This window comes from Arundinibacter roseus, from assembly GCF_004348825.1.
Classification (GTDB): domain Bacteria; phylum Bacteroidota; class Bacteroidia; order Cytophagales; family Spirosomataceae; genus Arundinibacter; species Arundinibacter roseus.
Genome location: NZ_SMJU01000016.1, coordinates 41964 through 65993 on the forward strand (window position 1 = coordinate 41964; position 24030 = coordinate 65993).

The window sequence follows — 24030 nt, forward strand, 5'->3', positions numbered from 1 at the left end:
TTGTTGATTGGGGGTTAAATCTTACGTCCGGTATTGATCACATTTACGCCATTGAAACGCGTGGTAGCACTGCCGTGCGACACCGCACTGACCTGCGAAGGCTGCCCTTTGCCGTCAAAAAACGAGCCGAAGGTACGGTAGTCGTCTTTGTCACAAAGCTGCGCGCACGAATTCCAGAATTCCTGAGTATTGGACTGATAGGCCACGTCGTCGAGCATCCCTACGAGTTCGCCGTTTTTGATTTCGTAGAAAAGCTGTCCGCCAAACTGAAAGTTATAGCGTTGCTGATCAATCGAATACGAGCCGCGACCGATGATGTAAATTCCTTTTTCAACGCCTTTAATCATGTCCAGTACACTGCGCTTTTCGGTACCCGGCCGCAGCGAAACGTTTGGCATCCGCTGAAACTGTACCGAGTTCCAGTTGTCGGCATAGCAGCAGCCGTGCGACTCTTTTTCGCCGATGATTGCCGCCTGATCGCGGATCGCCTGATAGTTAACCAAAATACCGTCTTTGATCAAATCCCACTCTTTGCAGGGCACGCCTTCGTCGTCATAACCAACGGTGCCCAACGTATACGGCTGTGTTTTGTCCGCCACAATATTGACCAGTTTGCTGCCATAATTAAAGGTCCCCGACTTCCATTTGTCGAGCGTCGCAAAGCTTGTGCCGGCGTAATTGGCTTCATAGCCCAGCACGCGGTCTAGTTCGAGCGGGTGGCCTACGGACTCGTGAATCGTCAGGCCGAGGTGGTTGGGGTCAAGCACGAGGTCATATTTTCCGGGCGTGACCGACTTGGCGGTCATTTTTTCTTTCGTTTGTTTGGCTGCCATAGTCGCATCCTCAATCATATCGTAGGAGTTGCGGTAGCCTACCAGGCCATTTGGTCCCGGGATTTTCTCCGAAGCCAGCCCGTCCAGGTATTCATAGCCCATGCCCATCGGCGAGCTGATTGCGTCGCGGGTTTTAAATTTTCCGGCGGCTTTGTCAATTGCCGTTACGGTAAACGTAGGCCAAATGCGGTGAATATCCTGATCAATATAAGAGCCATCAGTGGAGGCGAAATATTTTTGCTCATTTACAAAAAATAGATTTGACGTTACAAAAGCTGCCCCATATTTGAGTGCTTCGCCATTGACGTTCATGAGCAGGTCAATTTTTTCTTTAACCGGAATCTCAAAGGCATTTTTGGTTAAAGGTGTTTTCCAGCTCACTTCGCCCACGCCTTTTTGCGGAGCTAATACGACGGGTTCGGTCTGAATTTTTGAATTAGCTTTAGCAATTGCCACGGCAGTAGCCGCACAGGTTGCAATGCCGTCGGGCGTCACATCGCTCGTGGCGGCAAAGCCCCAGGTTCCGTTGGCCATCACCCGAATCCCCACGCCGTAAGACTCCGCATTAGTTACGTTTTGCACCTGCGTTTCACGGGTAAAAATGTACTGCTGCAGGTAGCGCCCGATGCGTACGTCGGTGTAGGTTGCTCCTTTGCTGCGGGCGGCGTTGAGGGCAATATCCGCCAGTTGTTTTTTGAATGCGACATCCGCCCCGGGTTGTAAGAGCTGTTCTGCCGATACTTCTCGCCCCATGACCAGTCCTGAAGGTAGGGCAAGTGCGCCTAAACTCAGACCGGACAGTTGCATGAATTCTCTTCTTTTCATGTTGATTCGGGTGTAATTCGATAGGAATTAGGTTGTGAAAAAATTGGGTAAATCAGAGCTTTTACCAAAAATAAGTAGCTCTTTTTACTAAACGAACGGTGAAAATAGGTAAAAATGTCAATAGGGCGATAGATTGAAGATTTTTTTTGTTGTGCTAACTATTGGGCAAGCAAAATACCCTGACTTTCTGCAAGCGCCGGAAAGTCAGGGTAGGAAAATGTGACATGAAAATCTTACTTTATTTATACGTACATGCTCCTTTATCGTTGATTTGGTAGTACGATTTAAAATTGGAAGCTTTCGGGTCCATGCATCCTTTGAGAGGAAGCAGTTCAATATCTTTAAAGTCAATCGCGTGGCTTTCGCTTTGTAGCGCAATGTACCCTTCCTTCAAAGGCGTGTTGTCGAGTTTCATCCAGGATTCGGCACTTTCTTTGGTAAACTTCCCCATTTTGAAATCATGCGAAGGGCTCACAAAGCCGCCGCCTATGCGGGCATTTGTGTAGGTCAGCACGGTGTCGCCTTCTATGAGTTGATGAATGACAGAATCAGCGTACACAATCAACTCACCTTTGACCCACTGATCGCCATGATAGGTTTTGGAGGTAGAATTGATGCAATGTTCGTTGGCAAGTTTGCCGTTAATATCTACAATTGTACCTGGCGTACAGAGGTTGCCGGTGGCGCGCTCTCCGCTACCTAAACCACCCAAAAACTGCATTTCAAGCGAAACAGGAAACGTTTGATCTTTGCCGAGATTCCAGGCGGGTTCGGAGTGCAGCATAATGCCGCTGTTGCGTACATTCCAGGAGTCTCCGCCGGGCACCTGATCGCCCAGAAAGCGGTACTGAAATCGCAAGCGGTAGTAGCTAAAAGGCTGTTTGTAGTAGATGTGGCCGTATTTTCCATCAAAAGTTTTGTAGCCATCGTACTTCACCCGGATCATGCCGTCTTCGGCAACAAAGGTATTTTGGTAGTTATCGTTCAGAGCGTGCCCCGCAATTTTTATATCCCAGCCGGTGAGATCTTTGCCGTTGAAAAGTGAAATCCAGTCTGAATCCTGAGGTTGAGAACGCTGCGCCTGAGCGACCGGAATCAGAAGGAGAACCAGGAAAATCAGAGAAGCTGCTTTGGAGAAAAATCCGCTCATTGGTACGTTTGGTTTGTTTTTTGAAAAGAAGACTTTTGACACTCAATCCTACTTTGAAGTACTTTTTAATAGGAAGAGTAGAACTTTCAAACCAGACAGATTCAACCAGTTAATCACTCAAAAACAACCCTCTATTTCTGTAACCATGCAGCTAGTTCCATGGCCCAGGCTATGCCCACATGAACCAGAATGCCGCCCCAAATGCTGCGGGAATACAGGGCAATTACGCCCAAAATGTACCCGCCAAAAATAGAACCGATGGTTTCGCCCAGTGGCTTTCCAAAATGCAGGGAAGCATAGCAAACGACCATCGGTAGCACCGTTCCCGTTCCCAGCAGTCGTGCCAGGCCAATAACCAGAAACCCTCTGAATAACAGTTCCGTAGCAATAAAATCATAGCCATAGAACAGTTCATAGGCGAGGGCTGTTGCCCAGGGCGGAACACCAAAGAACGTATGCGCGGATGTGCTGCGGTAGGTTGGGTACGTTTGCAGGAAATCCGGCTGAAAAGAGGCCCACGCAAGCAGGGGCACCATGCCGCCAAGGAGTAATAAATACGGCAGAACGTTTTGGGATTTGAACAAACCGTAGAAGCGGGAAGGCTGCTTATCTATCAAAAAGTAAAAGAACGCCAAAGGTAAAAAAGTGGTCAGGACGGACGAGAGATTGGAGAGGCTATAAAAGGCATACGCATAAATCTGACCGTCAAAAAGTTGTTTACTCCATGCCTGATACCCATAAAAACCGCCGTCCCAGGCCATCACGCTCAACCCAAACAGCGAATACAGCCAAAGCTTTGGACTACGCAGGAGCGGCCACTGCCGGGTGTGCCCGATCCAGAGCAGCAAGGCGCTGTAATAGGCCGTTGCGTACAGCAAAAAGTACCAGAAAATTCGGATTGGCTTGCCGATATAACTATCAATAATTCGATCTTCGAGATCCAGGCTATAATTGATCGTGAGCAGTAGTACGAGTAGCGCGCCTATTTTTAAATAAAGCCCAAGGTCAAACTCCTGCCGCAGATGGGTTCGGAAATAATCCGCTAGTTTTTGCATCCTAAAAAATAGACGTGCGTCAAAGTTTTATTTCAAACAAACTCACCGGACCGTTCTGATAATGTGCGGGTAATCCCAGGGTGCTTTTAAGGGTAAAAATTCCTAAAAACTCAAATCCGGCTTTTTGATAGTGGGCAATCAGCCCGGTATTGTTCCCGATTGTGTCAAGCCTGACAAATTCTTTTTGATGACTTTTGGCGTATTCTTTGGCCCACTCGACAATATGAGCCACGAAATTGCGCCCTCTAAATTCAGGATTTACGGCGATGCGATGAATATAAACTACGGCATCGGCGTTTCGTTCTTCCCAAATTTCGGCATCATCAAAGGTCGTTGCCCACACGCATGCAATCTGATTGTCAATCAAAAGCTTCCATTGGCGGTTTTCGGCAATTTCGGTTTCGACGAGTTGAGTTTCAAATTCGGGCCAAACGACCACGGTCTTTTTCTTTTCCTGATAAGCAGAGGCGATTTTATACAAACGAAATATTTCAGGAAGGTCTTTCGGAGCGCTATTTTTAATGGTCATGAAAAGTATGTTTTGTTTCCCGGCAAAAGTTGCATTTTTCTCAAAATTCCAAAATCTGAATCTTGCGGATGGAGTAAAAAATCCAAAAAAATAGCCGCCATTTCTGACGGCTATCGGTTAGCGCTTTCGTCTACCTGTTGACGACGACGCTTTGCTTTTTGCTTTACTTTTCCCTCGGGCATTCCCCGACCTAGAAGAAGTGCCCCGGCGGGCGGCTTTCGTGGCTTTGGTCGCTTCGATCCGGCGGCTGCGGGTGCCTGCCTGCGGGCTGTCGGCCAGCAGAAGATCCATGCTACGGCGAGCCAGGTTTGTTTCTTTTACGCGCACTTTTACCTGATCGCCAAACGTGTATATTTTCTTGGTACGTTGGCCTACAAGGCGGTAATTTTCTTTATCAAGCTCATAAAAATCGTCGCCCAGGTCAGATACCCGAATCAAACCTTCGGAGGCAGTTTCAGTAATTTCCACAAAGATCCCGAACTCGGTTACGCCCGTAATGATACCGGCAAATTCGCGCTCGTGATCCATGCTGCTCATGTATTCGATCTGCTTGTATTTGATGGAGGCGCGTTCGGCTTCGGCGGCAAGTCGCTCACGTTCAGAAGAATGCCGGCAGGCGTCTTCTAAACTGTCTTTGTTAACTGCCTCAGCGCCGTCGAGGTATTTTTGTAGCAGGCGGTGCGCCAGCACGTCGGGATAGCGCCGGATGGGCGACGTAAAGTGAGAATATCGCCGAAATGCCAGGCCAAAATGCCCCAAATCTTCTGTTGTGTAGCGGGCCTTTGCCATTGTGCGAACAGCAAGTGACTCAATCAGATTTTGCTCGGGCTTGCCCTCCACTTCGCTCAGCATGCTGTTCATGGACTTAGCAATTTGCTTTTCATCATCCACCTCAACCGTGTAGCCCAGTTTGGCCACAAATGTAGCAAAGCTTTGAAGCTTGTCGGCATCAGGTGCTTGATGCACCCGATAAACCATTGTATTTTTGGTTTTTCCTTTGCTTAGACCAAACACAAATTCTGCTACGCGGCGGTTGGCCAGAAGCATAAATTCTTCGATAAGCTTATTGGAATCCTTTCGTTCTTTTTGATAAATACCCAGCGGTTTTCCGTTTTCGTCGAGCCGGAAACGCACTTCAATGGTTTCAAAGTTGATAGCGCCTTTTTTGAAACGCTCTTTCCGCAGAATTTTCGCCAGTGTGTTGAGCAGCGTAAGTTCTTCGGGATAATCACCAACCGAAGTTTCGAGTACTTCCTGAGCTTCCTCGTAGCTAAACCGACGGTCGGAGTGAATAACCGTGCGACCAAACCACTCGCTGATCAGCTTGCCCTTGGTAGTCATTTCAAAAACCGCCGAAAAAGCCAGACGATCTTCGTTGGGTCGCAGCGAACATAGTCCGTTGGATAACTTTTCGGGCAGCATCGGCACGGTACGATCTACGAGGTAGACTGAGGTAGCCCGCCGAAAGGCTTCATTTTCGAGTTCTGTATTGGGCAGCACATAGTGCGATACGTCCGCAATGTGAACGCCGATTTCGACATGACCATTTTCGAGGTAGCGCAACGAGAGCGCGTCGTCAAAATCTTTGGCGTCTACGGGGTCAATGGTAAAGGTTGTTACGCCCCGCATATCTTTTCGGCGGGCAATTTCGTCCTCCGAAATGACTTCCGAAATCGCCTGTGCTTCTTTTTCTACTTCTTCCGGAAAACGGTTTGGTAAGCCAAATTCGGCCAAAATAGCGTGCATTTCGGCATTATTGTCGCCTGCTTTCCCCAATACTTCAATCACCTCGCCTTCGGCTTTGCGGGTGCGGGAAGGCCACTGCACGATTTTTACAATAACTTTATCGCCATCGTTGGCTTTCTGAATCTGATCGAGCGGGATGTGAATGGGTTCGTAGAGTTTGCGGTGATCGGGCTCTACGAGTGCGTACTTGGGCCATATTTCGATTACTCCAACTACCTCCGTACGTCCGCGAGTCACGATTTCGGTTACCCGGCCTTCGAGGCGCTGTCCGCGGGCTCGGCCATCGCTAAACACCTGCACGCGTACGGTGTCACCGTCCTGTGCACCTTTCAGAAAATCGGTTTCTACGTAAATATCGGTTTCCTGTCCTTCACTGATTACAAAAGCAAAATTGCGATTGACGTGGTCTACGCGGCCTACAAGTCCGGTTTCGACGGCAGCAGTATCGGCAAGGCTGTACGTGCCGTCGTTTTGTCGCAGTAGTTTTCCTGAATCGTGCAGTTCGTGCATGAGTTCGTTAACCAGTTGCCGCAGCTTTTTATCCGTGGCTCCAAAATGATCGTGAACGTCCTGTGCACGAAAGGTGGCGGGATGATTGATTTCAAAGAAAGCCGCAATATCGGCTTTCAGGCTATCCACAAACGACAATAACGTACGATTTGGATTCGCTTTCTTTTCTTTATGTTCCCGTGGGGATGTTTTTCTTTTCATATTTTTATTGGTAAAAAACCTCAAAAGATAGTTTACTTTGAGGTTTTCATGTTAGTTGATTCGCACGATATTTGGTTCGGCAATCAAATTTTGACTAAATAATTTAAGGTATACCTGCGCCAGTACGACCACGTCTTCGCGGCAGTAGCGGCATATTTTTTCCAGGTCATTTTCTTCATAAAAAACGGGCGTGACCCGGTCGCCGCTCATTTCATCCTTACTGCTCGGGATTTGGAAAATACTGGCGAGCAAATCCAGCGAGGTGAAGTTTTTATAATCCCCGAATTTCCACATTTCCAGCGTATCCTGATGCAGGATTTCCCAGGGTTTTTTGCCCTGAATCTGCAAGACTTTTGGCAGCTCAATACCGTGAATCAACATGCGACGGCACAGGTAGGGAAAATCAAATTCTTTGCCATTGTGTGCGCACAAAATCAACTGATCGGCAGGGTATTTTTCGAGTAAGGCTTTGAATTCCCGCAGCAGCGCCGCTTCGTCGGTATTAGAAAAAGACCGGACTTTCAGCGACGGCTCGCCTTGTTCGTCCATAAAAAAACCGCCAAAGGCAATACAAACTACCCGGCCAAATTCGGCATAAATAGCACCCTGCTCATAAAACATCTCGGCATTGGTGCGGGTGTCCTCACTTTTGCGAAGCTTCCCGGCTTTCTTGTCCCAAAGTTGCTGCATGCGTTCATCCAAATCGTCATAGGACGGGCAGGCAGCTACGGTTTCGATATCCAGAAGGAGCAGGTTTTTGATTCGGCGGCGAAATTCTTCGGTCATAGGTGAGGTTAGCTAAGGCAAAAATGATACATGCAGAAGTCGGGTTGTGCAGAAAACTTACTCATGAAGTACACCCGACAGCCCCAAGGGGTCAATAGCTATCAGGTTTTCTTTAAGTATGCTGTCCGGTACGAAGATAAACTTTTTATCGTAAACCTGATTTTCAATAAAATAACTCACCCAATACTCATTCGTAAGATGAAAAACTTCGGGCATAATAGGCTCAACAATTACATGCGCACCAGATTCGATTTCGGGAAAAAAATGCCGCAGCGTGGAGGTCTTTTGCCCGGCAGAATCTCCTGACTCCGAATTGCTGTATCCTTTGGATGTTACAAAAATGGACGTAATAGTTTGCGGGTTACGGTTAATGAGCACAACCTGCCATTCGTCCGTATTTAACTCGTTAGTTTTGTGTACAATAGCTACCTGAATTCCTTCAACAGGTAAAAATGGAATATCTTTTTTCATCGCAAATGTTCTTTTTCAGAATGTATTAATTCCAGCTGAAATAGCTCGGAGAGATGTTTACTCAAAATGTCTGCCACCTGCGCCAAATCAAGCGGAGCACCCAGTTCGTGTTGCATGGACGTAACGGCCTTGTCATCAATGCCGCAGGGCACAATGTGTCCAAAAAAACGCAGATCGGTATTAACGTTGAGCGCAAAGCCATGCATCGTTACCCATCGACTGGCCTTCACGCCCATCGCACAAATTTTTCGAGGATTTTGCAGCGTTTCATGGTCGAGCCACACGCCGGTCAGGCCGTCAATGCGTCCTGCCACCAGGCCAAAATGCGCCAGGGTACGAATGATCCCTTCTTCGAGCGTTCGCATGTAGCGGTGAATATCCGTAAAGAAATTGTCCAGATCCAGAATCGGATAGCCCACCAACTGCCCGGGGCCGTGGTACGTAATATCGCCTCCCCGATTGATTTTATAAAACTGTGCCTGAATATCGTTCAGTTGTTTTTCATCGAGTAGTAAGTGGTCCTGTTTTCCGCTTTTGCCCAACGTATACACATGCGGATGCTCACAAAAAAGCAGGTAGTTGGGCGTAGGTAGCTGTTGGTCAGGAAGAAGGCCCCGATTGGCAATTTTTACAGCCACGATTTCAGCAAAAAGCTGCTCCTGATAGTCCCAGGCTTGCTGATAGCCCATGGGGCCCAGGTTGATAACCTTGGTTTTTTTATTAATTATAGAATTCATAAAGGGTATAATCAAAAGAACGCCGGACCGATGGTCGCTTTGTTTCTTTTACAAATAACAGTATTTTGAACCAAAAATGTTCGGATGGCTACACACAACGACATAGGACACTGGGGCGAGGCCCGGGCGGCAGAGTACTTACAGGAACAGGGATTTAAAATTCTGGTAAAAAATTATCGGCATCGGCACGCCGAAATAGACCTCATTGCGGAGCACAACAAGCTGTTGATTTTTGTAGAGGTAAAAACCCGCAGCGGTACGGGCTTTGGCATGCCGGAGGAGTTTGTGAACTACACTAAAGCCAAACTTATCATGAAAGCTGCCGAACAGTATATTTTTGATACCGACTGGCACTTTGATGTTCGATTTGACATCGTGTCGGTACTGATTTTGCCCAACGGCGGGCTCTCAATCCGGCACATTAAGGATGCTTTTTGCTAGGATTTCTTTATAATTTTCTTTCTAAAAGAGCCATCAGCTTTTCCAGTCCGGCTACATCTGCCGGGCCAAAATCGTCTGGCTTGTCACTATCGACATCCAATACCATGGCAACGCTGCCGTTGCGGTGAAAAACGGGAACCACTACTTCGGACCGGGAAGCCGAGCTACACGCAATGTGCCCCGGAAAAAGCTCTACGTCGGGCACCAAAATAGTTTTCTGTCGCGTATAGCAGGCCCCGCAAACACCCTTGTGAAACGGAATGCGCGTGCAGGCAAGCGGCCCCTGAAATGGTCCCAAAACGAGTTGACCTTCTTTGGTCAGGTAAAAACCCACCCAAAAAAAGCCAAACGCTTCTTTGAGCGCAGCGGCTACGTTGGCAAGATTGGCGATCAAATCGCTTTCGGAGGCAAGCAGCGCTTCGAGTTGCGGATGTAGTGCTTCGTAGATTTCGGCCCGCGAGGTGGTTGCAGGAAGCGTGAGTGTTTCGGCCATGGGGTTGAGAAAAAAATCCTTACAGGCTTTAAAACCTGTAAGGATGCATGAAGGTTCCTTAGCAACGAAACCTTTACTTATTGTTTCAGACTCTTCAAATACGCAATACTGATCGGTACAAATTCGAGTTCCTGATCGCTTTCGTCTTCAATGAAAAAGTGCTTCACACCTACCTTTTTGGCTGTGCGGATTACTTCTTCCATCGCTACCTGACCCGTTCCAAGCGGCACATCGTTTTCGGCGGGCGTGCCACCGGTCAAATCGCCCTTCACCCCTTTTTTGAGGTCTTTCAGGTGCATCAGTTTCCAGCGGGTAGGATATTTTTTAAGTAGTTTTACAGGATCTCCACCGCCAAACTGCGTCCAAAGTACATCCATTTCAAACGAAACGTATTCAGGATTGGTGTTTTGAATGAGGTAGTCCATCAGGGTACCATCACCGTGGGGTTGAAATTCGTAGCCGTGGTTGTGGTAGCAAAACGTAACGCCGTTTTCCTTTAAAACTTTACCAGCCTGATTGAAATCGGCTACTGCTTTTTTTGCATTTTCCAGCGTAAAATTTCCTCTTTCGTGAGGAATCCAGGCAACCATCACGTACGAAGCGCCCAGAATTTTGGCTCTTTTGGCCACTTCTTCGGGAGATTTTACGAGCTCGTCGTAGCCTGCTCCGGTCGATGGGATTTTGATGCCCCGATCATCGCACATTTTCTTAAACTGCTCAGGCGTAAGGCCTTTGGGCGCACCACCTTCCAGCTCGGTAATGCCCAATGACTGAATAATGTTGAGGGTTTTCTCCACATCTTTGGGGAAATGATTTCGGTAGGTGTAGGCTTGCACGCCCAATGGATGCGTGTACAGCGGTTTTCCTTTTTTCTGGGCCAAAACCTCTGTCAGTCCTCCCAAAAGGAAGACTATTGCGGCTATTGCTATGGTTATTTTCTTCATAGGTAAAGAATTTTTAACTGATAAATTTAAATGTTCGCATGTTGGATAAAGAAAGTATCGAATCCGATAACTTTACTTACAGGCATCCGTCAGCCATTCCATGATTTTTTCAGTGAAGGATTTATATAAAAAATCTAGGAGAAACGATTTCAATCCGTCTCAGGTTTTGGCCTGCTATTTTGACGACCCGGGCAATGTTGTTACTTTGTGACTGCGAACTTTTTGGCTAATAGATATTCTATGAATCACCGTCATATACTACTAATGAATGGCCCCGATCACAAAGGGCTGATTTACCTGGTTACCCGTGTTCTGTTTGAGAACAATCAGAATATCATCCGAAACGATGAGTACGTTAGTCCTTCGCGGCGTTTTTTTATGCGTACAGAGTTTGAAGGTGATGCCGACCTGACGCAACTCACCGAGACCCTCCGGGCGGAATTGCCGGAAGGAATAGAACTGAGGATTAATCCAAAAAAGAAAAAAGATATAGTGCTTCTGGTTACGCGCGAGCACCACTGCCTGGGGGAGTTGCTGATTCGGTATGCGTTTGATGAACTTGACGCCACGATTCAGGCGGTGGTGAGCAACTACAATGTGTTGCAGCCGTTGGTCAGTAAATTCGGGATTCCGTTTCACTACGTATCGCACGAGCACAAAACCCGCGAAGAACATGAAGAAGCTCTCCTTCGGACATTGGCCATTTATGAGCCCGAATATCTGGTTTTGGCCAAATACATGCGCGTACTGACACCGGGCTTTGTGGAGCAATATGCCAACCGGATTATCAACATTCATCACTCATTTTTACCGGCCTTTATGGGTGCCAATCCCTATCGACAAGCGTATGAGCGAGGCGTAAAAATTATCGGGGCTACGGCTCATTTTGTCAATAATGATCTGGACGAAGGGCCGATCATCGCGCAGGATGTGAAAGAAGTAGACCACCGCCAAACTGCCGCTGACATGGCTACGCTGGGCCGCGATACGGAGAAATTGGTGCTTTCCAAGGCACTGAAACTGGTATTTAATGACCGGGTTTTTATTCAGGATAATCGTACGGTGATTTTGTAAAAAAACAAAAAAGGAACAGCCCGTGGCCATTCCTTTCGCTACTTTTAACCCTTTGTTTTATAAATCTTATTCTTTCAGCCGCACATCGCCAAATCTGGAAACTACCTTGATGAGGCTGCCGGTACCGTTGCCTACTTTGCCCGAATATTGCCGGGTGGTATGCTGTGCTTCTGCTTTATTGGGCTGATTGGTATACAAAACTTTGACATTGGCAGGCAGGCGGAAATTACCGTTAGAGACCGTTACGTCAAACTGACTGGATTCGGCTGGCAAAATAACCGACGAATATGACGCCTGAATATGCACCCGCTCGGCAGTTTGGGGGAGTTGGTCGACGTTAAAATTGTCGGAAAAATTGAGCTTTACATTACATGATTCGCTGATGCGGCCAATAGTAGCTCCTGAGTAGTCAATGTCGGCTTCCAGCGTACCCACCTCGCCAATATGTAGCTTCCCCAATTTGTTGATAATGTTGAGGTTGCGCACCTGTGCAAGGTTCAGTGTCGAATATTTGAATTCGAGTTTTCCGGCATCCATTTTGCCTATTTTCGCATTGCCATAGACTACCTCAATACTATTTTTTGCGTTTTCGAGATCGTCCGCAAAAAAATCACCGTAGCGCGTCAGAACCGTTAGCGGAGCCTGAAAAGACGGAATGGTGGTATTGCCAAATTGATTTTTGACAATCAGGGCATTGCCTTTCGGCATCGATATTACGTAGTCGATTTGGATAAAATTCTTTTCACCCGGTTTGCTGCGCCAGGAGTTCCAGTTGTTATTGCCAAAATGCTCGCGGTTGATGCGGGTGCGGAGCATAATGATATTTCCTTCCCGTTTTTCGTCAATCGAAATAGAATTCAGATAGTCAACTGCCCGCTGATCGGTAGGCGCATTGGCTTTAATTACGATGTCTACCCGAATTTCTTTTCGATCCCAAAGATTAATTTTTACCTGTCCATACTGATTGTCCACCGAAAGCTGATCACGAGCTTGTACATCGTAGACCTTTACCAGCGTTTTGCGTTTTTCGATGAGGGCTGCTTCTCCGGCGTAGGCAGCCACTACGGGCACTACCACAAAGAGCAGGATCTTAACTGATTGGATTATTTTCATGGCGTTTGTCAGCCTGTTTAATTCGTTGTAAAATAGTTAACTGTTGGTTGAGGAGCTCTACCTGCCACTGCAAATTCTGGATCATAGCCTGAATAAGCGCTTCCTGATTGGGCGCCTGCGGCAGTTCGGACCGAAGGTTGCTATAACTTTTTTCAAGACGATCCAGATCCGTCGAGAATTCTTTATATAACTCCGGATTGTCCGTGGTGAGACGAACGAGCTCCATCCTTTTTTCGTCAATTGCCTGATTATACTGCGTAAATTCACGAGCATAGGCAGGGGCTGAGAGCGCCACCTGCGGGTCGCGGGTAACGCCGTATTTATTATTCAGGTAAAACAGATAGGAAACTCCTAGAGCCAGGATTACTCCGGCCGCAATGCGCCAGTCAAAATAAGCCTTGCCCCAACTTCCCAAGTGCCTGTTCTTTTTTTCGGACAGGGGGGGCGTCTGATTTGCTTCCCCAAGTGCGGGGGCGATGCGTCCCCATAACGCATCGGAGGGCGTCCATACGTCAAAATCTTCCCGATTATCACGTACAAATCGTTCCAGCCGATCTTTCTTGTCAGAAGACTTTTTCATTGTACATTCCTTAGTTAAATTGTAAAAAATTGTTCAAATTATATAAAGGAAATAGTGGCAAAAAGAAGGAAATTTTCCGGACGCAGTGCCGGGTAATTATTACAAAAGTTAATGGGTTTTCATGACTTCCAGCAACTTACGTTTGGCCCGCATATATTGTGTCCGGGAGGTAGTTTCACTAATCCCGAGCACTTCTCCAATCTCCTCATGATCGTATCCTTCAAAGAGGTAGAGCGTAAGTACTACCCGATACCCGGCTGGCAAAAGTTCCAGACATCGACGGATCCGCGCTACTTCAAAAGTTTGATCTTCCTGCCACTCGTGGTTTTCTTCTGCTGAGGCCACTTCCTCACCGGTCAATAGCCATTCGTCCACATCCACCCACTGCATCTTGCGGCTGCGAAGCTGATTGATTGCCTTATTGACCACAATTTGCTTTAGCCATGCACCAAAGGTTGACTGCTGCCTGAACTGATGAATGTGCGTAAAGGCATCTACAAAAGCTTCCTGCAACACATCTTCGGCCTCGCCCTCGTGGTTGAGCATCCGCATACAAACATTGAACATGGCTCTGGAATACTGACTGTACAGCTCATACTGAGCCTTCCGCTCACCGAGTTTACAGCGTTCCACCAATTCGACATGCCGGTCGGTGTACAATTTTGTTTCCAAGCAGAAGGTTTAGTTTTGAACGTTCTGGATAAAAGACACTTCCGGGGACGGGAAGTTGCACAGATGCTGAATTATTTTAAAATACGGACTTTTTTGAATCCTGCGTTTCAACGAACAAAGCCTTACGCCTGCTTGTTGTTCTGAAAGCTACCGTATCTTTGTACTAGAACGTCAGCGCAGTTATAAGTATTTGTGCAAAATTATATTATGTTTAATCATATCACAAAGTGTTGATTTACAACAACATAAGATCTGATGGCTAATAACCTAAAAGCTAACAGCTACTTATATCTTGTTTATGCTGATTTTAGATTAAAAACCCTTTGTTAGAAGGTTCCTTCTATGAAAACATTTGACATTCCTGATTTTTACAGAAGCCGTGTTATTTCTCCAATTAAAGAATTTCGTCGGAAAAATGACAAACTCAAACGGGACTTCAAGCCCACAGAGCTTGATTTTGGGCCGGTAAAATTTTTGATTGCCCGGCATTTCGGATTTTGTTATGGGGTCGAAAATGCCATTGAAATAGCCTACAAAGCGATCTCTGAAAATACCGGAAAACGGATTTTTCTACTCAGTGAAATGATTCATAACCCTGATGTAAACCGTGATTTACAGGATCGGGGCGTACGCTTCATTATGGATACCAAAGGAAATCAGCTGATCGCCTGGGAAGAGCTAACACCCGAAGATGTCGTAGTAGTGCCTGCCTTTGGCACTACGGTCGAGATTCAGGCCCGGCTTTCGAGTTTGGGCATTGATGCGTATCAGTACGATACGACCTGCCCATTTGTGGAAAAAGTCTGGAATAGGGCAGCGCAGATTGGTGAAAAAAACTATACGGTTGTGGTGCATGGTAAGCCGATGCACGAAGAAACCCGGGCGACGTTTTCGCACAGCAAGGAGTCTGCTCCGACGGTAGTGGTTAAAAACATGGAGCAGGCTCAGCGCCTTGCTGCTTACATAACGGGAGAAAGTCCCCTGGAAAAATTCTATGAAGAGTTTAGCGGGCAATATTCCGAAAACTTCGACCCTGCCAAAGACCTCACCCGGATCGGTGTAGTGAATCAAACAACGATGTTGGCTTCTGATACACAAGGGATTGCCGATTTTCTCAAACAGGTCATGATCCGGCATTTTGAGCTAGGGGCCGACGAGGTAGATGACCACTTTGCCAACACCCGCGACACGCTTTGCTATGCCACCAACGATAATCAGGATGCAACTTATGCGCTCTTGCGGCATTCGGCAGATCTTGCCCTTGTGGCCGGAGGGTATAACAGTTCCAATACCTCACACCTCGTAGAGCTCTGCGAACAAAAACTACCTACCTATTTTATTTCTTCTGCTGACAAACTTCTGGACAAAAACCTGATCCGGCATTTTGACATGCATGAAAAAACAGAAAAAATAACCGAGAATTATCTTCCGGAGAAAGAGCAGATTACTATTCTTCTTACCTGCGGGGCATCCTGTCCGGATGCTGTTGTAGAAGGCATTCTGATGCGTCTGCTTTCATTTTTTGACAACACGCACCCACTCTCAACGGTCATGACGCCTTTTGAACCCTTGTTTCAATAAAAAAATACAATCCCGGCTCAGGCAATGCCGAGCCACTGCTCACGCTCTTTTTGCTGGCGAAAATGATGACGTGCGTGAATTTCTGTGGCCGCATACCATTCCGTGGCATTCAGCCAACCCATGATAGGGTGCAGGGTTTTGTACATACCTTCATCCTGCAAAACTTGTTCGGCTAGCAATACGCCCTGCTGTAAACTTTGTGCAAATAGCTTTCGATAGTCTTCCCGGCTATGTGCAACAAGTTCAGGGCCACGCAAAGACTCCGGGACTTTTATCTTGACGGGAGGCAGGCTATTATATTTGAACATATTTTCTCCGGCGTCACTTCTTTCACCACCTACTTGCCCTTTTCGTTGTTCCAGACAGCGCTTCACATTGGCCATGAAAAAGTAGGCATTCGCCCCCAGGATGTGTTCATACATTTGTCCGAGCGACCATTCGTTTTCAGCGGGTTTAGCAAGGAATTGTTCATCTGTATAGCGATCCAATGCTTGTATATAGGATTCCATGACGGAGATGAAAGCAGTTTTTAAGTTCGAAATTTCCATGATAAACAAGAAAGAGTTAGGTTAATTTTCATGCCTACTAGCATTTTCAAAATGGATGAAGCCGGTTTTCAACGATAAGTATTCGCAAAGGCCCGGCCGGGCGGCCTTCGTTATGCAGGCGATCTACTGCCGTGACATAGTACAAATACTTCTTTTCGGCTACCGCCGTGCGATCTGTAAAGTGCCGTTTTTGGTGCGATATCCCCACAATGCGGCGCGGATCCTGCGCACTTGGCTTTTCTCCTTCTTCAAAGCGGTAAATTACATAATACCAGGCGGAATCTCCGTCCATCGCCTGTGCAGGCGCTTCCCAGAAAAGTTCTACACCTCCATTTTGCAGCGTCCCTTTCAAATTTTGAGGATTCAGTGGCGGAATGCTATCTTTCCAGGGCATAGCCGGCACGAGCGCGGGGTACTTGTACATGTCATTTTTGAGAGAGTCTACAAAACCCAGGGCATTGGCCCGCAAGGAGCGAGAACTAAAAAAAATGCTTCCCTCTGCTTCCACTTTTCTCAGATACCGTACCTGATTCGGTATTTCGGATTTGTTTTGCCAGGTTACGTCCTTGTCCTTATATCCGGCCCGATAGGCCGCCTGCCCAATGTACAGATGTCGGTCAAAACGGTTTTCGGCCCACCAATCCACCAAATTTTGAAAAGGAACCTTCTTAAATCCTGACGAAAAATAGACCTGCGGGGCAACGTAATCGATCCAGCCTTCTTCCACCCATTTGCGGGTATCGGCAAAGAGGTGGTCATAAGAGCTCAGGCCACCCGTAGTGAGAGATCCGCGAGGATCATCGCGCTGATTGCGCCACACACCAAACGGACTAATCCCGAATTTTAGCCTGGGTTTGGTTTCGGCCAGCGCATCATGAATCTGCCGGATCAGTACATCCACGTTGTGACGCCGCCAATCGGCTTTGTTTTTAAAGCCCTGACCGTATTTTTTAAATGTAGCATCATCCTGAAGCACCTGTCCGGCTACGCTGTATGGATAAAAATAATCGTCAAAATGAATGCCGTCTATATCGTAGTTTTTGGCCACATTGACGGTCATGTCCGTGATATACTGCCGAACCTCAGGAATGCCAAAATTAAATAACTTGGCTCCGTCATAGCTCAAAATCCATTCCGGATGGGTTTTGCTGAGGTTTCGCGACGAGACACTCGTAGAAGATCGATGGACCAGGCGGTTGAGGTTGAGCCAGGCATGAAATTCAAGTCCCCGCTGATGAGCCTCCTTGACCATATAATCCAGCGGATCGTAAAAAGGCCGGGGCGCCCGGCCCTGTTCGCCGGTGAGCCATTCGGACCAGGGCTCATTGCTTCGCGCATAAAAGGCATCGCCGGCGGCACGTACCTGCACAAACAGGGCATTCATTCCCAGGGATTTATAGAAATCCAAAAGGTCTGTAAATTCCTGGCGCTGCTGATCAGGAGTTAAGTTTTTTTGACTGGGCCAATCAATATTATCAACCGTAGCAACCCAAACAGCTCTGAATTCACGTTTGGGTGGTTTTGTGGGTTCGGGCGTAAAAGGCTGTGCCTGACAAGCCCCTAAAAAGTGAAAAAGTATGAAAAAAGACACAAAATCAAGACAGCTTTTTTTCACGAAAATAGAGCAGGTCAATTGTTATTATTTTTTTGGATAACGGATTTTGTCCCAAATCTAATCAACTGACTCGTGAAATTTAGAATTTGATCTCCCATCATCGGCTTATTTCGAGGAGTCAAGTTGGCCTGGAGGACGAGAACGACGACAGCGTTCACTACAATACATTACTTCTTGCCAGCACCTCTCCCATTTTTTGCGCCAACTAAACGGCCTTCCGCAGGTTTTACAAAGTTTGGAGGGTAAATCTGATTTTTTTTTCATTTGTTAGGTATATAATTGGAGGTTTTTGTGATTTTAATGAAAAATAGTACCTTTCAATCCAAACCTAAGAAACGACTAACTAGACCAGATTTTGGAAACAATAGCTAAAACACAAAAGAAGAATATCCTGTTCGAAATAGCCTGGGAGGTGTGTAATCAGGTTGGAGGAATCTATACCGTGATTCGGACCAAAGTCCCTGCCATGGTAGAGAAGTGGGGGGAAGAGTATTATCTACTTGGACCTTATTTTCACCAAAAAGCCTCTTCCGAATTTGAGCCAATTACAGATTTGGATGATTCTGCTGCCGGACGGGTTGTGGCAAAAATGCTTGAAATGGGCTACAAAGTCCATTACGGATACTGGCTCGTAACTGGTAAGCCACGGGTTATTCTGTTTGACGTGGCGGGTTCAATGGGGCACCTTGATCAGATCAAGTATAATCTTTGGGAACAGCATCGTGTACCCACCGTCAATACCGAAGACCTCGTCAATCAGGTGATTGTTTTTGGAGAAATGGTACGCATCTATCTGGCCGAATTTGCGGAACAAAATGCCAAAAAAGCCGATGTTAGTGCTCAGTTTCACGAGTGGATGGCAAGTAGCGGCTTGCCTGGTCTTCGTCGCGATAATGTCAAAATTGCCATAACTTTCACTACACATGCCACTATGCTGGGACGGTACCTGGCGCAGAATGTAGATGGATTTTATAACAAATTGCCCTTCTTTGATTGGGAGCATGAAGCCCGGCATTACGGAATTGTGACGCAGGCTACCTTTGAAAGACTCGCCGCGCTGAACGCCCACGTATTAACGACCGTTAGCGACGTTACGGCCCGCGAATGCGAAGTCTTTCTGGGCAGAATTCCCGACCTTGTGACACCCAATGGGCTGAACGTTGTTCGGTTTCAGGCTGTTCACGAATTCCAGAATCTGCATATTCGCTACAAAGAAAAAATTCATGAGTTTGTGTTGGGCCATTTTTTTCCCAGCTACTCATTTGACCTGGATAAAACTCTGTATTTCTTCACCTCAGGGCGTTATGAATATAGCAATAAAGGATATGATCTGACGCTAGAAGCCCTCGCCCGACTGAACTGGAAAATGATTCAGATGGGGATGGATATGACGGTGGTGATGTTTATCGTAACCAAGCAGCCGTATTTTTCTATCAATGCCGATGTGCTTCAATCAAGAGCTGTTTTGGATGAGTTGCAGGAAACCTGTACTGCCATTGAAAAACAGGTAGGCGAAAAGCTTTTTCTGGCCACAGCATCGGGATCGGATCATAAAATGCCTGACCTCAACAACTTTGTAGATGAGTATTGGCGGCTGCGGTTGCGTCGTACCATTCAATCCTGGAAAACAAATGAACTCCCGGCCGTAGTAACGCATGATTTGAAGCAGGAAGACGGAATTACGGACTTCTGCCGCAAAGCCAATCTTGTCAATAATGAGCGCGACCGGGTAAAAATTGTGTATCATCCCGACTTCATTTCGTCTACCAATCCGTTGTTTGGTCTGGATTACGGGCAATTTGTGCGTGGGTGCCATTTGGGAGTTTTTCCAAGTTATTATGAGCCCTGGGGCTACACGCCGCTGGAATGCGTGGTTCGCGGCGTTCCTACGGTAACGAGCGATTTGTCAGGTTTTGGTGATTATATCATGCAGATTATGCGGGATTATGAAAACCGGGGCATTTATGTCATTAATCGCAAAACTCAGAATTTCTCACAAGCCGCTGATCAAATGGCGGACATTCTGTTCAAATTTGTAAAAATGCAGCGCCGTGACCGTATCATGCAGCGAAATCGGGTAGAGAATATCTCCGATGTTTTTGATTGGACAAACCTCCGTTCCTATTATGATACCGCTCATGACCTGGCTCAGAAGCGCAAAAAACCATAAATCTGATTCAATAGAAAGCATAAAAACAGAAGGCCGCCCAATTAGTTCAGGCGGCCTTCTGTTTTTTATAAAAGTATATTACAAGAGAAAAAACTCCTGATTACTGATGTTGCTCGCGTAGCAGATCATTTACCGTTTTGACCGGATTAAAAGTAATCAGTGGTACTTCCACAAAAAGCGTGTTCCAATTGGCCATAGCACCATTCCAAAGTCCGGGGAGTTCCTGTGCTTTGAGTTCTTTGCCGTCTTTGGATTTACTTGAAATAAAGCCGGTTTGGGGGTCACGGAATTCTTTTAACTGATAAGATTGTCCATGACGATTTTTCATGGCACATACCAAATCAACGGGATTAAAGTGTGTGGCGTTTTGAAAGATTCCCTTCTGCTCGTCGTTCTGCATATCTACCTGCGCAGATTCAACGATTTGCAGAGAAGCTGAGCCGTCGGCATTATCTGCCCAAAAAGGCCCGCCACCGGGTTCGCCCACGTTTTCAACCATGCCGCAAACCCGCAGAGGGCGTTCAAGTTTTGTACGGAAATAGGCTATTTTTTCTGTTTCCGACCAGGTTTCAAAGGTTTCGGGCGGGCTCACAGAAAGCTCATGCAGGAAAAACGTATGCAGTTCGGCGAGTAAAGATTCGTCAGGCTGCGTCTCTAATTTTGACTGAAAGTCGAAAATACGTGCCTGCACTTCCAACAGCACACCTGCTAATGCTTTTTTATACGTTACGGTGGTTTCCTTCAAATGATCAGGAACCACGTTATCTACATTTTTAATAAAAATCAGATCTGCTTCAAGCACTGCCAGATTTTCGAGCAAAGCACCATGTCCGGCGGGTCGAAATAGCAAGGTATCGTCTTTTTCCCGGAAAGGAGTATTGTCCATATTGACGGCAATCGTATCCGTAGAAGCCTTTTGCTCCGAAAACGAAACAAAGTACTTTACGCCAAACATACTTTCGTAGGCAGGGAGCACCTCTACTACCAGCTTTTCAAATTTATCCCGGTGTTCCGGCGAAACGGTGAAATGCAGGTGAGCCCGTTGACCCGCATTGGCATACAAAGCGCCTTCTACCAGATGCTCTTCCAGCGGAGTGCGGGCCTTGGTGGGATAGCTGTGAAATTTTAGCAGACCTTTGGGCAAATTACCATAGCCGAGCCCTTTTTCGGTCAAAAAATAATCAGCAATAACTTCGGGCGCAACCGTCGAAATATCATGATGATCCGTAGCCATTACGTCTTTCAGATCGTCATAAAAGGCAAAGGAAGTGAGTTTTTCAAAAAACTCATCAACAGATTTATCTTTCTTTCCTTCATCCAGAAAAGTAAAGAGCGATTTGAACATCCGGGTAGCAGCACCAGAAGCGGGTACAAATTTGAGCAGTGTGATTTCGCCTTCGGCAGCACGTGTCTCAAATACTGCCACCTTATCGGTCAAATCCTGCTCGGCAAGCCGAATAATGCCATCGCCTACGGTAGCGGCTTTGGTTAAAGGAAGAAAGGGGAAACCATCTTTAAAAAACTGAATTTGTTCATGTACCAGAGCGGTTTCACTGCCGCGTTCTTTTATTTGTATCAGGTCGTTTTCATGTAGCATAATACACAAGGGGTAATTAGGTTCGAATACGTTAAACTTATTGAGTAAAGGTAATTTGGCAAGAAATTTACGTAAAACCTACCTAACTATTCAACGATTCGTAACTTGGCAAAGCTAAGTAGTAACGTTTTTTCTCCGATTCCGTCGAACTTCACAATGGCTTTTCGGTCGGTGCCATTTACATCGAGCTTGCTTACTACACCAAACCCAAACTTGGGATGTTCCACCTGCTGCCCCTCGGTAAGTCCTGAGGTATCGCTGGGAGTAAAATTATCCGAAGGCTGATGCGTTACAGGCGGGGTGCGCGTAGGCGCAGACTTGGGACCAATGTTTTTCAAAAAGCCCATAGGAGTAGCGGGTGTATCACGTTGGGCAAGGTTGCGGGTTGTTTTTGAGGTGTTTAAAAACCGTTGATCAACTTCCAGTAAAAATCGGCTTGGTTCACACATTTTCAAGCGGCCCCACTGATAGCGGCTTTCGGCATACGAAAATGTAAGCTTATGACGGGCGCGGGTAATGGCTACGTAAAACAGGCGACGTTCTTCTTCCAGATCCTGACGGCTTTCGAGCATCATCTGACTTGGAAAAAGATCTTCTTCCATGCCGACAATATATACATTTCTGAATTCCAGACCTTTGGCAGAGTGAATAGTCATGAGCGTGATGCGGTCATTGTCTCCATCATCGTCAGGTTCATCGGCGTTGGTAAGTAGCGAAACCGACTGCAAAAAGGCGCTTAATGATTTTTCTTCATTGTCAGGATTATCCACAAACTCCTTAATTGCGTTAAGGAGTTCCTGCACGTTTTCGTAGCGGGAAAGTCCCTCTACGGTTTTGTCCTCGTACAGTTCGCGCAAAATTCCCGACGTTTTGGCTACGTGTGTAGCTACCTCGAAAGCATCTTTTTGCTGTTCAAGCAAAAGTTTAAAACTCTTGATGAGGGTTGCAAACTGTTCGATTGGTACAGTGGAACGGCCGCTGACATGCTGATTTATGTTACTTACGATTTCCCAGATTGGCACCTGTTTTTCGGCAGCTAAAACCGTTATTTTGGCCACAGTAGTATCGCCAATGCCTCGCTTGGGCAGATTGATGATACGTTTAAAAGCCTCTTCGTCCTGTTGATTTACGATGTAGCGCAAATACGAAAGCAGGTCTTTGATCTCTTTCCGTTGATAAAACGAAAGGCCGCCCACAATTCTGTATTTGAGGTTCAGGCGGCGAAGCGCTTCTTCAAAAGCCCGTGATTGAGCGTTTGTTCGATACAAAATCGCAAAATCATTGTTTTGCAGGTTGTGCTGCATTTTCTCCTCAAAAATAGACGTAGACACAAGCCTTCCTTCCTCATTGTCAGAGTTTGCTTTGACTACCTCAATGAGTGAACCTTCTTCATTTACGGTAAAAACCTCTTTTTTGAGTTGGGTTTTATTCCGGGCAATGACCGAATTGGCCGTATTGACAATCGTTTGGGTGGAGCGGTAGTTCTGTTCCAGCTTGATGGTTTTAACATCGGGAAAATCCTTTTCAAAGTTCAGGATATTCTCAATATTAGCTCCCCGAAACGCATAGATACTTTGGGCATCGTCGCCTACGATGCAAATGTTCCGGTGCACGGCCGAGAGTTTACGGGTAATCAGATACTGAGAAACGTTTGTATCCTGAAACTCATCAACCATGACGTATTGAAACTTGTGCTGATACTTGTGAAGCACTTCCGGAAAATCGCGAAAGAGAACGTTTGTATTATAAAGTAAGTCATCAAAATCCATGGCATTGGCCTGAAAGCAGCGCACGGTGTAAGCTTTATACAATCGCCCAATCTCCGGCATGCGGGCTGCGTCGTCGTCTGCCTTTATAATGCTGTTATTGAGGTAATCATCTGCCGAAACCAGCCGATTTTTAGCTCCTGAAATCCGGTTAAAAACTACATTGGGTTTGTAGATTTTGTCATCCAGATTAAACTCTTTCACCAGGCTTCTAAGCAGCGACTTTGAATCGTCGGTATCATAAATCGAAAAATCGCTGGTATATCCCAGGTAGCGAGCTTCGATGCGCAGAATTTTGGCAAAAACGGAGTGAAACGTTCCCATCCAGATATTACGCGCTTCGTAGCCAACAGAATTTTCAATGCGGTGGCGCATTTCGGCGGCTGCCTTGTTAGTAAAAGTCAGAGAAAGAATCCGAAATGGATCAACACCATTTTCAATCAGATAGGCAATGCGTAAGGTAAGAACCCGGGTTTTGCCGGAGCCCGCTCCGGCAATAATCATAAGAGGACCTTCTCCGTGCATAACAGCTTGTCGCTGAGGCTCGTTAAGGCCCGTTAAATAGTCAGTCATAGTTTATCCAATATCAGCAA

At 46.6% G+C, this 24030-nt stretch carries 22 protein-coding genes; 4 read left to right on the forward strand and 18 right to left on the reverse strand.

The features are described 5' to 3' along the window. Nucleotides 1-14 precede the first annotated feature (14 nt). From EZE20_RS20410 to lipB, 8 genes are all read right to left on the reverse strand, one after another. Complete coding sequence (locus EZE20_RS20410) at nucleotides 15-1658, reverse strand: TldD/PmbA family protein (RefSeq protein WP_132121214.1); 1644 nt, start codon at nucleotides 1656-1658, stop codon at nucleotides 15-17. Between the two features lie 238 nt (nucleotides 1659-1896). Beyond that, a complete protein-coding gene (locus EZE20_RS20415) occupies nucleotides 1897-2808 on the reverse strand; it encodes a 3-keto-disaccharide hydrolase (RefSeq protein WP_132121216.1) in 912 nt (303 codons plus the stop codon). Between the two features lie 131 nt (nucleotides 2809-2939). Further along, nucleotides 2940-3863, reverse strand: coding sequence for a CPBP family intramembrane glutamic endopeptidase (locus tag EZE20_RS20420; RefSeq protein WP_132121218.1), 924 nt, complete (start codon nucleotides 3861-3863; stop codon nucleotides 2940-2942). A 19-nt stretch (nucleotides 3864-3882) separates the two neighbouring features. Then, nucleotides 3883-4392 carry a GNAT family N-acetyltransferase gene (locus EZE20_RS20425; RefSeq protein ID WP_132121220.1) on the reverse strand — a complete coding sequence of 170 codons (510 nt, stop codon included), beginning with the start codon at nucleotides 4390-4392 and terminating at the stop codon, nucleotides 3883-3885. 117 nt (nucleotides 4393-4509) lie between these two features. Then, entirely contained in the window at nucleotides 4510-6849 is a 2340-nt protein-coding gene (gene rnr, locus EZE20_RS20430) for a ribonuclease R (RefSeq protein WP_132121222.1), read from the reverse strand. A 51-nt stretch (nucleotides 6850-6900) separates the two neighbouring features. Next, nucleotides 6901-7635 (reverse strand): 3'-5' exonuclease, encoded by a 735-nt coding sequence (locus EZE20_RS20435; protein ID WP_132121224.1) that lies wholly within the window; start codon nucleotides 7633-7635, stop codon nucleotides 6901-6903. A 57-nt stretch (nucleotides 7636-7692) separates the two neighbouring features. After that, nucleotides 7693-8106 carry a hypothetical protein gene (locus EZE20_RS20440; protein WP_132121226.1) on the reverse strand — a complete coding sequence of 138 codons (414 nt, stop codon included), beginning with the start codon at nucleotides 8104-8106 and terminating at the stop codon, nucleotides 7693-7695. Continuing rightward, nucleotides 8103-8843 (reverse strand): lipoyl(octanoyl) transferase LipB, encoded by a 741-nt coding sequence (gene lipB, locus EZE20_RS20445; protein ID WP_132121228.1) that lies wholly within the window; start codon nucleotides 8841-8843, stop codon nucleotides 8103-8105. The genes EZE20_RS20440 and lipB overlap by 4 nt, the downstream gene beginning before the upstream one ends. A gap of 84 nt (nucleotides 8844-8927) precedes the next feature. On the opposite strand from lipB, the gene EZE20_RS20450 reads away from it, so the two are divergent. After that, nucleotides 8928-9284 (forward strand): YraN family protein, encoded by a 357-nt coding sequence (locus EZE20_RS20450; protein WP_132121230.1) that lies wholly within the window; start codon nucleotides 8928-8930, stop codon nucleotides 9282-9284. A 7-nt stretch (nucleotides 9285-9291) separates the two neighbouring features. On the opposite strand, the gene EZE20_RS20455 is transcribed toward EZE20_RS20450, so the two are convergent. Further along, nucleotides 9292-9777 (reverse strand): GAF domain-containing protein, encoded by a 486-nt coding sequence (locus EZE20_RS20455; protein WP_132121232.1) that lies wholly within the window; start codon nucleotides 9775-9777, stop codon nucleotides 9292-9294. Nucleotides 9778-9854: 77 nt separating this feature from the next. Beyond that, nucleotides 9855-10721, reverse strand: coding sequence for a sugar phosphate isomerase/epimerase family protein (locus EZE20_RS20460; protein ID WP_132121234.1), 867 nt, complete (start codon nucleotides 10719-10721; stop codon nucleotides 9855-9857). A gap of 240 nt (nucleotides 10722-10961) precedes the next feature. Between EZE20_RS20460 and purU the strand changes: the two genes are divergently transcribed. After that, nucleotides 10962-11795, forward strand: coding sequence for a formyltetrahydrofolate deformylase (purU, locus tag EZE20_RS20465; RefSeq protein WP_132121236.1), 834 nt, complete (start codon nucleotides 10962-10964; stop codon nucleotides 11793-11795). A 66-nt stretch (nucleotides 11796-11861) separates the two neighbouring features. On the opposite strand, the gene EZE20_RS20470 is transcribed toward purU, so the two are convergent. The 3 genes from EZE20_RS20470 to EZE20_RS20480 form a co-directional block, all read right to left on the reverse strand. Further along, nucleotides 11862-12908: a DUF4097 family beta strand repeat-containing protein gene (locus EZE20_RS20470; RefSeq protein WP_165933540.1), complete on the reverse strand. Its 1047-nt coding sequence runs from the start codon at nucleotides 12906-12908 to the stop codon at nucleotides 11862-11864. Further along, nucleotides 12886-13488 (reverse strand): hypothetical protein, encoded by a 603-nt coding sequence (locus EZE20_RS20475; RefSeq protein ID WP_132121238.1) that lies wholly within the window; start codon nucleotides 13486-13488, stop codon nucleotides 12886-12888. Before EZE20_RS20475 ends, EZE20_RS20470 begins: the two co-directional genes overlap by 23 nt. A 108-nt stretch (nucleotides 13489-13596) precedes the next feature. Beyond that, complete coding sequence (locus EZE20_RS20480) at nucleotides 13597-14160, reverse strand: RNA polymerase sigma factor (protein ID WP_132121240.1); 564 nt, start codon at nucleotides 14158-14160, stop codon at nucleotides 13597-13599. Nucleotides 14161-14502: 342 nt separating this feature from the next. On the opposite strand from EZE20_RS20480, the gene EZE20_RS20485 reads away from it, so the two are divergent. Beyond that, nucleotides 14503-15741, forward strand: a complete 1239-nt coding sequence (locus EZE20_RS20485) for a 4-hydroxy-3-methylbut-2-enyl diphosphate reductase (protein ID WP_132121242.1) — start codon at nucleotides 14503-14505, stop codon at nucleotides 15739-15741. A gap of 17 nt (nucleotides 15742-15758) precedes the next feature. Here EZE20_RS20485 and EZE20_RS20490 read toward each other — a convergent pair whose 3' ends face one another. The 3 genes from EZE20_RS20490 to EZE20_RS20500 form a co-directional block, all read right to left on the reverse strand. After that, on the reverse strand, nucleotides 15759-16250 hold the full coding sequence (locus tag EZE20_RS20490) for a DinB family protein (protein WP_228713922.1): 492 nt from the start codon (nucleotides 16248-16250) through the stop codon (nucleotides 15759-15761). Nucleotides 16251-16335: 85 nt separating this feature from the next. Next, entirely contained in the window at nucleotides 16336-17904 is a 1569-nt protein-coding gene (locus EZE20_RS20495) for a glycoside hydrolase family 10 protein (RefSeq protein ID WP_132121246.1), read from the reverse strand. A 105-nt stretch (nucleotides 17905-18009) separates the two neighbouring features. Beyond that, nucleotides 18010-18168 (reverse strand): DUF2256 domain-containing protein, encoded by a 159-nt coding sequence (locus EZE20_RS20500; RefSeq protein WP_132121248.1) that lies wholly within the window; start codon nucleotides 18166-18168, stop codon nucleotides 18010-18012. Nucleotides 18169-18259: 91 nt separating this feature from the next. Between EZE20_RS20500 and EZE20_RS20505 the strand changes: the two genes are divergently transcribed. Then, on the forward strand, nucleotides 18260-20074 hold the full coding sequence (locus EZE20_RS20505) for a glycosyltransferase family protein (RefSeq protein WP_132121250.1): 1815 nt from the start codon (nucleotides 18260-18262) through the stop codon (nucleotides 20072-20074). Between the two features lie 100 nt (nucleotides 20075-20174). Here the strand turns inward: EZE20_RS20505 and EZE20_RS20510 are convergent, their stop codons facing one another. Both EZE20_RS20510 and EZE20_RS20515 read right to left on the reverse strand, forming a co-directional pair. Beyond that, complete coding sequence (locus EZE20_RS20510) at nucleotides 20175-21671, reverse strand: DUF4301 family protein (RefSeq protein WP_132121252.1); 1497 nt, start codon at nucleotides 21669-21671, stop codon at nucleotides 20175-20177. An 86-nt stretch (nucleotides 21672-21757) separates the two neighbouring features. Then, entirely contained in the window at nucleotides 21758-24010 is a 2253-nt protein-coding gene (locus EZE20_RS20515) for an ATP-dependent helicase (protein ID WP_132121254.1), read from the reverse strand. Between the last annotated feature and the right edge of the window lie 20 nt (nucleotides 24011-24030).